The organism is Blastopirellula sp. SH421 (assembly GCF_057808535.1).
On sequence record NZ_CM173712.1, the window covers coordinates 5919977 to 5933112 of the forward strand.

At 55.9% G+C, this 13136-nt stretch carries 11 protein-coding genes; 6 read left to right on the forward strand and 5 right to left on the reverse strand.

Annotation, left to right across the window (positions count from 1 at the left end; translation table 11 throughout):
* Positions 1–9: 9 nt before the first annotated feature.
* The 4 genes from SH421x_RS24025 to SH421x_RS24040 form a co-directional block, all read right to left on the reverse strand.
* A complete protein-coding gene (locus SH421x_RS24025; protein WP_488852552.1) occupies positions 10–630 on the reverse strand; it encodes a hypothetical protein in 621 nt (206 codons plus the stop codon).
* 145 nt (positions 631–775) lie between these two features.
* Positions 776–3019: an alpha/beta hydrolase family protein gene (locus SH421x_RS24030; RefSeq protein ID WP_488852553.1), complete on the reverse strand. Its 2244-nt coding sequence runs from the start codon at positions 3017–3019 to the stop codon at positions 776–778.
* A 174-nt stretch (positions 3020–3193) separates the two neighbouring features.
* A complete protein-coding gene (locus tag SH421x_RS24035; protein WP_488852554.1) occupies positions 3194–3583 on the reverse strand; it encodes a hypothetical protein in 390 nt (129 codons plus the stop codon).
* Between the two features lie 46 nt (positions 3584–3629).
* Positions 3630–4571, reverse strand: coding sequence for a DUF1559 family PulG-like putative transporter (locus tag SH421x_RS24040; RefSeq protein WP_488852555.1), 942 nt, complete (start codon positions 4569–4571; stop codon positions 3630–3632).
* A 404-nt stretch (positions 4572–4975) separates the two neighbouring features.
* Between SH421x_RS24040 and SH421x_RS24045 the strand changes: the two genes are divergently transcribed.
* The 6 genes from SH421x_RS24045 (at position 4976) to SH421x_RS24070 (ending at position 11773) form a co-directional block, all read left to right on the forward strand.
* A complete protein-coding gene (locus SH421x_RS24045) occupies positions 4976–6307 on the forward strand; it encodes an MFS transporter (RefSeq protein WP_488852556.1) in 1332 nt (443 codons plus the stop codon).
* Positions 6308–6499: 192 nt separating this feature from the next.
* A complete protein-coding gene (locus tag SH421x_RS24050) occupies positions 6500–7792 on the forward strand; it encodes an MFS transporter (RefSeq protein WP_488852557.1) in 1293 nt (430 codons plus the stop codon).
* Positions 7793–7899: 107 nt separating this feature from the next.
* Positions 7900–8661 (forward strand): DUF3891 family protein, encoded by a 762-nt coding sequence (locus SH421x_RS24055; RefSeq protein ID WP_488852558.1) that lies wholly within the window; start codon positions 7900–7902, stop codon positions 8659–8661.
* 131 nt (positions 8662–8792) lie between these two features.
* On the forward strand, positions 8793–9695 hold the full coding sequence (locus SH421x_RS24060; protein WP_488852559.1) for a PfkB family carbohydrate kinase: 903 nt from the start codon (positions 8793–8795) through the stop codon (positions 9693–9695).
* 38 nt (positions 9696–9733) lie between these two features.
* Positions 9734–10303: an RNA 2',3'-cyclic phosphodiesterase gene (gene thpR / locus SH421x_RS24065; protein WP_488852560.1), complete on the forward strand. Its 570-nt coding sequence runs from the start codon at positions 9734–9736 to the stop codon at positions 10301–10303.
* A gap of 207 nt (positions 10304–10510) precedes the next feature.
* Positions 10511–11773 (forward strand): sialidase family protein, encoded by a 1263-nt coding sequence (locus SH421x_RS24070; RefSeq protein WP_488852561.1) that lies wholly within the window; start codon positions 10511–10513, stop codon positions 11771–11773.
* An 88-nt stretch (positions 11774–11861) separates the two neighbouring features.
* Here the strand turns inward: SH421x_RS24070 and SH421x_RS24075 are convergent, their stop codons facing one another.
* Positions 11862–13100 (reverse strand): cytochrome-c peroxidase, encoded by a 1239-nt coding sequence (locus tag SH421x_RS24075; RefSeq protein ID WP_488852562.1) that lies wholly within the window; start codon positions 13098–13100, stop codon positions 11862–11864.
* Between the last annotated feature and the right edge of the window lie 36 nt (positions 13101–13136).

A 13136-nucleotide genomic window follows, 5' to 3' on the forward strand; every position in this document is an offset into this window, starting at 1 on the left:
TTCGCCGCGTTAGGTCAGCAGCCGCGCTTCGACTCGGCAACCGAAAATTTTTGCGAGATCCATGGCCAGCGGTTGCTCTTCGCTCCAACGCCGAGGACGACCTTCGTGAAATAAATCACCATAGTGGAATTCGATCATTGCCCAAGGATGCCCCACTTTCGCGTCATAGGTCTGATCGACTAGTTCGATCGGACGTGAAAAGAGATGAATATCGAGCGTTGGCGCAACGATTTCATCCGGGTCGATCGAATCAGGCATTTCTGCATCAGGCCAGACATCGGCGTGGGTCACCGGCTTCAGCAATGAGTCGATATCGGTCCGCAAGCAGCGCGGCTCAAACGCGAGATGCAGCCACTCAAGACCAGGATCAGCCCAAACCCGCCGATCTCCACTATCGACAAATAACGTCCGCGTCGCGTGAGTCTCTGCTGGCGAGTGGAGCGGCGGCGCAAGCGGTGTGTGCAAGTAATCATGTTCGACAAAAGCAGTGACAATCTTGTCGGCAGTAGCAGTCAAATCAAGCGTCTCGGCCGGTCGCGGTGGGCGCGGACGAGGAGTCGCGCCAAACAGGGTGCGCGCAAGCCAGCCTGGCTCGTATGGTTCTTCGGTGATGATGACAAAGCTGCCCATGCCGCTGGTCCAAGTAAGAGGGAAAACAGAAGCGGTGAAACAAAGCCCTCTATCTTAACGCAGAACAAGGTCAGCGCAAAAAACAAGGCGAACCCCGAGAGGGATTCGCCGCTAAACCCAGGCGAGTTCTCGCTAGAAACGATGGCTAATGCGGCCAGTTTAGATGTTTGCTCAAAAATGCAAACGTTCCTTGGCTATGAATCTCGTGACCGCCGATAAACCACTCGATCTCGGCGCGATCGGTCAGATGGAGTTTCGCCTGATACAGATTGCGGACTTTGGCGAACTCGTAACCAATCCATTCGTCATCGCCGCAGCCATCAAAGTGACCTCGTTCGACCATGAAAGGGCGCGGACAAATCAACGCCGCCATTTCGGCGTAGTTAAACGTGCCGCCGAGATCAAACTCATAGATCTCGTATTCGCCGGTCCAGACATAGCTAAACTTGTGTTGCGTCGTTGCTGTCTTTAGCACCCAGTCATTGAAATCGCCAGAGCAAATAGACAAGCAGTAGTCTGGCACCAGCGCCGGAATCCGCATGGCCGACTTGCCGCCGTAGCTGAGCCCATAAAAAGCGATTCGCTCTGGATCGACATTCGGCTGGGCTTTCAGCCAATTGACGATCTGCTGATGCTGCGGCACGATTGTCGAGAATAACGTCTTGCCTAACGCGTTTGACTTGCGCTGCAGCGTGCGAAATTGATCCTGGTGGATATACGGATTTTGGGGTGCAAAGACAATATACCCTTGCTCGCACAGGGTCGCCGCAAAGTTAGCGTACGCTTTGTTCGAGCCATCAAACAGATCGGTGGGGCGACCTTCTAGACCATGCTGGCAAACGACCACGGGTCGCTGTTGACCCGGCTGTAGATCTTTCGGCAGTAGCAAGACGCCGTAGGCGAAGACATCCGGAAAAACATCGAGCGTCACTTCGTAGCCCACCCATTTTTCTTCATCCCACGTTTTGCGTGACTTGGCGTTAAACGGGAGCAGCGGTTGATCAAAGCGCCCGATCACATCGTCATAAAATAACTCGCGATACGGCTTCACGCTTTCCACATAGGCGTCAACCGACGAGGTTTTCAGATCCTTCAGAAACTCCTTGCGGCGAACATCATTTTCACGAATCAACGCTTGATCAAAATCATTCATCTCTGTGATTTGCCGCTGCTGTCGCGCAGCGACGTCGAGCGTTTGCGTTGGCTTGAGCGCTGCGCCATCTGCCGCCAGCGTCGCGGTATTGGGCAGGAACGAAGCCAACATGCGGCCGAAAGGACGACTAGCGCTGTCGCCTTCGGCCGGACCGATGATCAGGTGATCGGCGATCGCAACTCGGGCCAGTTCGTGATCAACCGCTTGGTCGGATGGAGTCGTAATCTCGCCCGGAGCGCCTCCTTCACCGGGCAGCGTAACGGCCGGATGCGCAGCACGTTCTACCACGCAGGTGCGCGGCCAGATCATGCTCAACAATTCGGCGTCGCCGTAACGCTCGAGCCGTGCGAAGACGTTCCTAGCGATCGGCTCTTGCCAGATCTTTTCACGCGGCGCGATATAACCACTGACGTACACTCGATCGATTCGACTGTCGAGGGCCGTGCTGTATAAAGCGAGCATTCCCCCTTCGCCGTAGCCAATGACGCCGATTTCGGTATCCTCTTGCGCGCTGGCGAACCAGTCGACGCAGGCCAAGATCTTTTGGATCTCGAAGCCGATGACATGCCGTCCCTGCACGAACGACGAGCGATAAATGTACTCGCGATTTGAAAGATTCGCTCGACCGCCCCATTTTGACATTTCACGACTGACCAAAGTTGGAATGATCACGCGGCAACCACTTTCGGCCAAGCGGCGGGCAAATTGCGATTCCGCCGGGATACCGTCCGCCAGACCGGCGATTTGTTCCGGGGTCTGATCGGCGTCGGGAATCGCAATGATGTCGGCAACCACTTTGCGATTGACCGGCACAAGCAGTAATCCTTCGCCGTGGATGTTCTTCAAAACCGGCCACCGAACAGCGTAAACATCAAATCCGTTTCCTTGAGCGACCAGCGCCGAGCGCTCGGTCGTCGCCAGCAAACTAGGGGCGTCAAACGGCACGCGAGACTCTCGCACTCCCAACAAGTGCGCCAAGCGACCTCGGTTTGCGGCGATTGCTTGCTCATGCTGCTGCGGCGAAGAAAAGTCCCACTGCCAACGCTGCGCGCGGTTGGCGATCGAAGCGTCGATTTTATTTAGCAGAAATCGATCGATCCCGGCGATCATTTGCGCGGCGATGTCGCCTTGCTGGGTCAGCGGTTCTGTGCCGGGATAGGTGTCAGCACTGGCGGGAAAGGCGATTCCAACAACTAGCGACATACACAGTCCAGCAACGATTACTTGGGTCCACATCGCGGCGTCTCTTTCTTACGCTAGAGCTCTGAACATCCGAAGCGATTCACGTTCCGACAAGAAGGGATCGCGACGATACCCCTTGAAATTCTCGTTAGTTTACGCAGCGCAAAAAGCCAGGCGACCCGCACGCTGCGAATCGCCTGACATTGGCCATTTAAGTGGACAATCCAACTATTTTGCGAGCTCGAAGCTTAGATCTTTTTGATCGCTGGTGACTTCGATTTCTAAGGTCGACTCGAAGTTGTGCTTGCGCGGAATGTACTCCGCCGTTTCGTCAATCACTTCGCCGGGATTGGCTTCGATGGTGCGACCCGTCTTGCGCAGAGCGCGAAACTGGACGATTTTTTTGCCAGGTGCAGCATCTATGCTGAACTGACCATTGATGATTTCGCCACGAAAGCTTGGACCTTGTCGCTCGGCGTCACGCAGGATAATCGCTCCCTCTTCGATCGGCTTTCCATCGTAGGTTACGTCGCCTTGCAAATGATATGACTTTGGTTGCCCCCCACTGCAACCGACGCATGCGGCAAACAGAAGGATTGGAAATAAGTGCTTGTTCATGGTTGGATTTAATTTTGTAAAGATGCTGCTCATTTGAGTCAATCTGTTATGAGCCGATATTGATTTCACCGCCGCGGCACGTACCGAGCGCTTGCCAAAGCGACAGCGTGATCGTATCGCTGAAGAAGGAGACCGAGCCGTCTCCAGAGGTCGCCATTACGCCGCCGGGATGGTAGCTACGAGCGAAGTTGACCTTGGTGTTGGTGGTAGAGATCGAAGCGCACGGCGACTTGATGAAAGTAGTGCTCTTACACTGATAGATTTCGTCCGGCAGACTGGTGTTGGGGCCTTCCATGGTGGTGAAACCGTATGAACCGTGCGGCGCTCCGCCCCAATATCCACCAGCGTCTCCCCAACTGGTTCCTGTTCCTGGTCGACAGATGGATTCACTAAAGACCAGCGTGTTGGATGTGCCGTCGATAAAGGACGCCATCTTCGTTTTTGACAAATTGAAAAAGGCGCCTTTCATGTAGGTGCTGCTTTGACTGTTGGCGTTGGAGTAGAGCATTAGGTCGTCGCCGGTACAGGCGATGTAGTTGCCTTGAAATCCATAGGTTGGATCGGCCGTCGGACGAAGGTCGCCGTTCCCGCCTTCGGCTTGACTCTCCGACTCAGAGGGACAGCGCAGCCCATCTAACTGCAAAGCTTTAATTGCCTTGGGCACGTCCATCACGTAAGCGACATTGGCCGACATGTATTGATCGTAGACGTTGCTCTGTTCCATAAACGGCAGCATCAGCTGCATCCAAGTCCCGCGACTGTGGAAGACTCCTTGGTCTTGATAGCCATACGGAAAAACTTGAAATGTGTCGTGGTAGTTGTGCAGCGCCAAACCAAGCTGTTTTTGCTTATTGCTGCAACTCATGCGACGCGCCGCTTCACGAGCTTGCTGCACTGCAGGCAGCAAGAGTGCGATCAAAACCCCGATGATCGCGATCACGACCAAAAGTTCGACGAGCGTAAAGCCGCTCGATTTGCGTACATGCATCTATCGCTCCTTGAAAAAAAGATTAATAAAACCAGAGCTAAATACCAGGATCGCGTTTACGCGATTAAGGCGCGCAAGATGGAGAGACTGGCGAGCAGCGGCTATGGATGAATTTCTTGGAGATGTTGCTTGTCGATATCTCGTAACATCACCGATCTAACCACAGTCTAGCTGCCCTCGAGCATGAGGCTGCGCGGCCCTGTGCCAGGAATCCTCATTTCTGTGCGACAACTCGTAAATAAGCTTGCATTTTCCCTTAACATCAAAGCAGTGGCCTGCCTTGCGGCCCTTCTAGGGGTACGGCCTGCGGTGAAAATCTTGCTCTTCGTCGTAGCCGGCCGGGGTACGCAGCGAGTAACATTCGGGCTAAAGCTTCGCCCCGTTACCGCCAGATTCGTGCGCACATGCCTCGTGATAATGACTCGCAATCGCCGCGTTCCCCAATCAGTTCTGCGCTGTACGATCGCAATTTCCGCCTTTTCGTCGGCGGTCAGGCTATCTCTCAGACCGGTACCTGGATGCAGTACACCGCGATGGCCTGGCTCACCTACGAACTGGGCCATTCGACTATCGTCCTTGGTTTGGTGGCGTTCGCTGGTCAGATCCCCACTTTTTTTCTAGCGCCGGTCGCAGGCGTTCTTTCTGACCGTTTCAATCGCCGCCGCGTTCTCCTGCTATTGCAATATCTGGGACTGTTGCAAGCTGCGGCGTTGTCGGGGATGGTTTGGGCCCGGCAGATCAATCAATGGGAAATAATTGCATTCAGCCTGGTGCTGGGAGTGATCAACGCATTCGAAGTCCCGCTGCGGCATGCCTTTCTGGTCGATATGATTGACGACCGCGACACGCTGCCGAGCGCGATCGCGATTAACTCGTCGATCATGAATGGAGCCCGCTTGGTTGGCCCCTTTGTGGGCGGCGTCCTCTTAGCGGCGATGGGAGAAGCCTTCTGCTTTTTCATCAATGCGTTAACCTTTCTGCCGGTGATCGCGGGGCTGTACATGATGAAAAACATCCCGCAACAAGCGGCGGCACCCGCCATTCAGCTGCGCGATGGAATACTGGCCGGTTTTCGCTATGCAGTTGGATTTCCGCCGATCTACGCGCTGCTATTGTTTATGTGCCTGGTCAGCGTCATGGGGATGCAAGGCTCGGTCGTCTTACCGGCGGTGGTTGATGACTTGGTACATGCCGGGCCTGATCTATACGGTGCGATGACCGGCGCAACCGGAGTTGGCGCGATCTTCGCGGGGATCTATTTGGCCTCGCTCAAGTCAATCTCTGGCCTAGGGATTCGGATTGTGATTGCAGGAATGATCTACGGGGGCGGGATGCTGCTGTTTACCTGGGCATCCGGCCCCTTAGGAATGATCGGGATCTTGGCAATCACCGGCTTCTCGCTAATGCTGGTCAAAGCCGGCGGTAATATCGTGCTGCAATCGATCGTCGACGAAGAGATGCGCGGCCGCGTAATGAGCTTGTACACGATGGCCGTACTCGGCACGGCGCCGGCCGGCAGTTTGATCGCGGGGACAATCGCTCAATTTTATGGACCAATGACCTCGATCATGGTCAGTGGCGCATGCTGCTTGGCTGGCAGTGTAGCGCTGGGTTGGATGCTACCCAATTTGCAAAAGCTGGCGGCGCCCAAGTTGCCGCCGAATGGGGAGTTGCCGCCGGTCGACGCTCTCGATATCAGGGCCGAGCAAGTCTCAAAGCTTAGCAAAAAACAATAGCGTCAGATTCCCACGAGTGGCCAAATTGCAGGCGGCAGATGAATGAATGTTCATGCAGGCGCTCTTGCCGGATATTCTTTGCGTGCGAATCATTGTTGAAAGATGCAGCACTGCTAGTCCTTCAGAATTCGCAGCTAAATGGCACGCCACTTCAATCCTGCCCAAAGCGTCTCAACGAGGCCTAGGTCGATTGTGCGCGCCCTGGCTCATCGCAACTATCGATTATTCCTGTTGGGGCAAAGCGTCTCGCTGATCGGTACGTGGGTGCAGCAAACGGCCCTGGCTTGGCTGGTCTACGAGATGACCAACTCGCCGCTGCTGCTAGGTGTCGTCGCTTTTGCCGGTCAAATACCGACTTTCTTTTTGGCGCCGGTCGCCGGAGCGTTATCGGATCAATTTAGCCGTCGCCGTACGCTGCTACTGACGCAATCAATTGCGATGACACAAGCGGCCACACTCGCAGCATTGATGTTGACCGGCCATATCGAAGTCTGGCAGATCATTCTGCTGAATTTGATTTTGGGCATGACCAACGCGTTTGACATGCCCACCCGCCAAGCCTTTCTGGTGGACATGGTTCCGCAGCGTGAGGATTTGCCAAATGCGATTGCCCTGAACTCATCGATCGTCACCGGAACGCGCTTGGTCGGTCCGTTCGCCGCCGGTCTGCTATTGGCCACTTTTGGCGCGGTCCCCTGTTTTTTGTTCAATGCGATTAGCTATATAGCCGTCATCGGCGCCTATGTGGCGATGCGCGATTTGCCGCAGTTGCGTCGCGTGCCGGGCTCCAAACTGGGCGCTGGGATCGTCGCAGGATTCCGCTACGCGTTTGGCTTCCCGCCGATTTGTGCATTGCTGCTGATGATGGGGCTAATCAGCATGATGGGAATGCCGATGGCGGTCTTGCTGCCGGCTGTCGCCAGTGATGTGCTACAAGGTGGTCCTGAACTGTTTGGCCTGCTGACCGGCGCTGCCGGCGCCGGAGCGCTGGGCGCCGCAATCTATCTCGCTTCGCGCCGGACCGTACTAGGTCTGGGCAAACGAATGGCGTTGGCAGGTATCGTCTACGCGGCGGCGATGATCGTGTTCGCTTTTTCGCGCAGCGTGCCGTTGTCGATAGGACTGCTGATGGTCACGGGCTTTACGTTAATGCTGCAACTGGCCGGCGGCAACACGTTGCTGCAAACGATTGTCGACGAAGACAAACGAGGCCGCGTGATGAGCCTCTATACGATGGCGATTATGGGGACGGCGCCAATCGGCAGCTTAATCGCTGGTGCGATCGCCAATCGCTACGGGACTTCGACTGCGATCTTCATCAGCGGAGCCTGCTGCTTGGTAGGCGCCATCAGCTTCTCTTGCGTATTGCCCCGATTACGAAAACATGTCACCCCCATCTACCGGAGGACCGGCGTCTTGCCGGCAGTCGCCGAAGCCCTGGAATCGAGCAGCGAACTGCAAATTCCGCCGGAGCGAGTCGTCTAATTTTTGGCGCCAGATCGTGCTCGAAGCGACCGAAAAGTTGCTCCCCACTGCGCGCCAATTTTCACAACCACGCGCTGATCGGGTAAAATTAGTCATGGAGTTGTCCCATGATTGTACGCAATGCTATCAACAAAGCCGGTGAGCCGGTCTATCAACTGATCTTTCAGACGGCGCACGCGCACGTCTCAGGCAGACTTGCTGAAGCCTGGGGCGCCGGGCCCTTTATTGATCTCCCCTGTCGTCAAAACGCGTTGCCGGCCATTTATCATCACGACGATGGCTGGGACCAATGGGATCCGTTACCGCGTGTCGATCGTCAGACAGGGCGGCCGATGTCGTTTCTTGATATGCCGCATGCCGAGGCCGAATCAATCTGGCGACATTCGATTGATGCGGTCGCTCCTTGGGGACCGCTGGCGCAATATATGGTGGCGCGACATTTTTCGATCCTCCGATCTGAAAGCGAATCGGCGCATACGCCGGGTGGGGTGATCTTCTTGCGGCACTACGAGCAAAGATGCGAGTTCTGGCTCGCCCAATGGATGGTCAGCGACCGCGATCGGACCCAAGCCCGCGCCCAACGCGCACTGGAGGAACTCCGCTTCTTCGACTGGCTCAGCCTCTGGTTCTGCATAGCCGAGCGGACCGAGCCCTATCAAATGGCGACGCCTGACAAAATTCCCCTGCAGATTACCCCGCTAGGAGCTGGCGGATTTCAAATCTCACCCTGGCCCTGGAAGGTAAGTGAAATCGATCTGTCGATCATGGCCCGCGAGATTCCGGCCAAGCAATACGCCAGCGATGAAGAGTTGCAAGCCGAACAGGGGCGAATCACGACCCTCCACTGGGAACTGACGCCGGCCCCCTGAACTCTCAAGACCCGAAAGAGGTCCGGTCGACGAGACGGCCCTACTTTCTTTATAATTAGCCCCTTTGCTGGGCGTCTGCGATCAGAGCGGGCCCGATCAACGTCGTCAGTCTTTCCCCGGAAGCCGCTGTTATGCCTTTGCTTGTCGTCGGTTCTATCGCCCTGGATAGCGTTCATACTCCTACCGAAGCCCGCGAAGATGTTCTCGGCGGTTCGGCGGTCTACTTCTCGTATGCGGCTAGCTATTTCACCGGCGTTAAACTAGTCGGCGTGGTCGGCGAAGATTGGCCGAGCGAACACACAGCGATGCTGAAGAGCCGCAATGTGGATACGGCCGGCCTAGAAATTGTTGCCGGCGGCGAGACCTTTCGCTGGACCGGCAAGTATCAATCGAACATGAACGACCGCGACACGTTAGAAGTTCATCTGAATGTGCTGGAAGACTTCAGCCCTACCTTACCGGCAGATTTTTGTCGCTCTCCTTTCTTATTTCTGGCCAACGGCGCACCGTCGACCCAGATGAAAGTGCTGGAGCAGATGACTGGCCCCCGGCTGGTGGTTGCCGACACGATGGACCTGTGGATCGAGATTGCCCGCGACGATCTCGAAGCGATGCTAAAGAAGGTTGATGGCTTGGTCCTCAATGACAGCGAAGCGAAGAAGCTGACCGAAGAAGAGAACTTGGTCAAAGCGGGCCGCAAAGTGCTGGAGATGGGACCGAAGTTTGTCGTTCTGAAAAAGGGAGAGCATGGCGCGATGTTCTTCTCCGAGCATGAGACGTATGTCATGCCCGCCTATCCGACCGAACACGTCATTGATCCGACCGGCGCCGGTGACAGCTTTGCAGGCGGCATGATGGGCTACTTGGCCGAGAAGAATGACTTCTCCCCGGCAACTCTGAAAGAGGCGATGGCCTACGGCACGGTGGTCGCCAGCTTCAACGTCGAAGACTTCAGCCTTGAAAAGATGAAGAAGATCGAACGGGCCGACGTTGACGCCCGATTCAAAGAATATCGCCAGATGCTGAGCTTCTAACGAAGCCTCGTTAAGATCAAGCAGCCGAGAGAACCACGATGAATGTAACGCGCTGCTTTATCGCAATTGCCGTCACCGACGAAGTCAAACGCCGCGCCCAGAATCTGATTGATAAGCTGGCCACGAGCAACGCCGACGTAAAGTGGGTGGAGCCTGATAACATGCATATCACGCTCAGCTTCCTCGGTGACATCACGCCAGAAGAAACAATTGACGTCAGCCGCGCGGCGATGCGCGGCGCAGCGTCGGTCCCGTCGTTTGACTTCACGATGGCCGGCGCGGGTGCGTTTCCTGATATCTCGCGTCCACGCACGATGTGGCTGGGGATGACGCACGGCAACGAAGCGTTTTGCCAAATGCAACATGCGATCGCCGAAGAACTAGCCGCCATCGGCTATCCCGAAACAGCCCGCAAGTATCACCCCCATCTCTCGCTAGGCCGGATCAAACGGCACTCTTCGCACGTCGAGCGATTGACAGAACTTTTAGAGGAACACGCCCAGTTTGAAGCTGGGGTCTCGCCGGCGATGGAAGCTTGTATCTATGCGAGTGCTCTGGAACGTCGCGGGGCGCGGTACACGTTGATTGGGCGAGCGGAGCTGGGTTAATCGCCTACTGTTGCACAATGGTTGGGCTCTACGACTCTGTGAGCTGTGGGAAGTGCAGGAGGAGTCAAGGATTTTAAGGCATGACGCATGGAGCGGTGACGCCCGAAAGCGAAGCGGAATTGTGTGCATTCTTCCCGGGTCTGCACTAGAATAGCATCGGCATCTCGCCCCCACCATGTTCCCCCATCCGCCTGACGAGACCACCCCATGCAAGTTTCTCGCCTGCTGCTATGCGCACTGATTGCCTTCTCCTCACTCTCCTTCGCTCGCGGGGAGGAAAAAGATTTCGCGTCGATGACGCCAGAACAAGCCCGGGCATTCGAAATCGAAGTGATGGAGAAAGTCGCTGATCTCGCACTGATTCCGCCGACGCTCAATACCAAGCCGCTGCCCGAGTATGGACTGGACAAGCTCGACTATGGAATGACGATCGGGATTGAGCGAACGCCGAAAGGTCGCTTGTGGGCTTGCTGGGTCGCCGGCGGTGATAGCCCCAAAGCGTTCTTTGTGTTGGCCAGCAGTGATGATGACGGCGAGACCTGGTCGCCGCCGCGGTTGGTGGTTGATTCGCATTCGCCCAACTTGCCGCTTGATCGCAGCGTATTGGTTGGTAATCTTTGGACCGATCCAATGGGGCGGCTTTGGCTGATCTTTGATCAGTCGATGGATATGTTCGACGGCAGAGCAGGGGTCTGGGCGACCGTTTGTGAGAACCCCGATGCGGACGAGCCGACTTGGTCGAAGCCGCGTAGGATTTGGCACGGCGTGACGCTCAATAAACCGACGGTGTTGTCGACCGGCGAGTGGATGTTGCCGATCTCGCTCGATCAGCGGACAGGCTTCCGACAATTCAAAGGTTGCTTTACCGAACTTGATCCGCTGCGCGGCGCGAATGTTTTCGTCTCCAGTGATCAAGGCCAAACCTGGCAACGCCGCGGCGCTGTGACGTTTCCCAATCCCGATTGGCACGAGCACATGATCGTCGAGCGGAAAGATGGCTCGCTGTGGATGTTGGCCCGCACTGCGAAAGGGATCATGCAGACGACCTCGACCGACGGTGGCAAAACTTGGTCCAAACCGACAGCACCGGCCGGCATCCAGCAGCCCAACGCGCGGTTTCATGTGCGACGCTTGGACTCGGGCAAGATCTTGTTAATCAAGCACGGCGACAAGATCGACGCTCACACCGGACGCGTACAGCTTTCGGCCTGGCTGTCTGACGACGAGGGAAACACCTGGAGCGGTGGTCTGGTGCTGGATGAGCGTAAAGGGGTCAGCTATCCCGATGGATTTCAGGCGCCCGATGGTCGCATCTACATCTCCTACGATCGCAACCGAGCAGCCGATGGCGAGATCCTGCTGGCCAAGTTCACCGAAGCCGACATCGCCGCCGGCAAACTGGTTGACGAAAGGTCGCAGCTAAAAATGCTCATCAGCAAACCACTCGGTAAAAAGAAAGCTGAAAAGTAGATCCGCTTGAGCGACAGGATACGAAGACAAAAAAAGCCTGCTCGTTACTGAGCAGGCTTTTCTGATTCAACTTGTCCACCGCAGCTAACTACTTTGGCAATCGATTGGTTTCGACCGCCGGAAATTCGCCGGTCAACGCTTCCATGAACGCGACCAGGTCTTCTTTATCCTGCTCGGTTAGGTTGAGCTTCTTCATCTTATCACTCAGGTGCGGATTCGGGTGTCCACCTTTGGCGTACCACTCCACCACTTCTTTCAGCGTCTTCTGGCTACCGTCATGCATGTACGGACCGGTCTGAGCGATGTTTCTCAGCGTTGGCGTTTTGAAGGCTCCTTTGTCTTTCTCGTCTTTGGTGACTTCATAACGGCCGAGGTCCGGCTTCTTGGCATCCATTCCGACGCCTAGGTTGTGATACTGCTCGTCGGTGAAGTTGGCGCCGGCGTGACACGCGGTGCAGTTTCCTTTTTCGCTAAAGAAGATCTCGCGACCACGACGAGCCGACTCAGACATGTCTTTCGCCCCTTTGACGGCGGCGGTGTATTTCTCGTAGAGATCGGGATCATCTTCTTCTAGGAACTTGATCTCGTCCCCTAGCTGATTCTCGAAGTTACGTTGCACTTCGTAATAGTCGTACGGCGCCGGTCCGGTGACGATGGCTCGTTCAAAGGTTGCGAGCGCTTTGCCGACGCTTTCGATCGTGATCTTCTCGTCGCCAAAGATTTGCTTGAATTGCAGTTCATAGCCGGGAACTTCGTTCAGGCACAAGACGCAAGCGTCATGCGTATGCCCCATTTCGATCGGATTGGCGATCGGACCAATCGCTTGATCTTCTAGCGTTGCGGCGCGGCCATCCCAAAACTGCGGCCCACTGAGAATGCGATTGAAGCTGACCGGCGAGTTGCGATTGCCTTCTTGGCCCTGCACGCCGACGCCAAACTGCGTTTCTTTGGCCCAGCCGCTGCTCGGATGATGACAATCGGCACAGCTGATCGTTTGATCGTACGAGAGACGTTTGTCGAAGTAGAGTTGACGACCGAGCTCGATCTTGGCGCGGGTCATTGGGTTTTTGTCGAGCCCGACGATGTTGCCTGCCTGAGCAGCGATGCCATAGGGGAGCTCTACTTCCAACGGCTCATGGTTGGCCGGGTCGGCGAGCCATTTTTTAAGTTCGGCGATTTCAATGGGACCTTCGCCTGGGATGCCGGAGGTGAGCGCCGGATCGCCCAACGTCACTTTGTTCGATTTTGCAGCCGGTTCAGCTGCAAGCAGGCCAGCGCCGCTGGCGACCAGCGCGATCAACAGTGCGCCCGATAGATGGCGTTTCATCGATATTCTCCTAGGCAGCAAATGAGAGGACAGGTG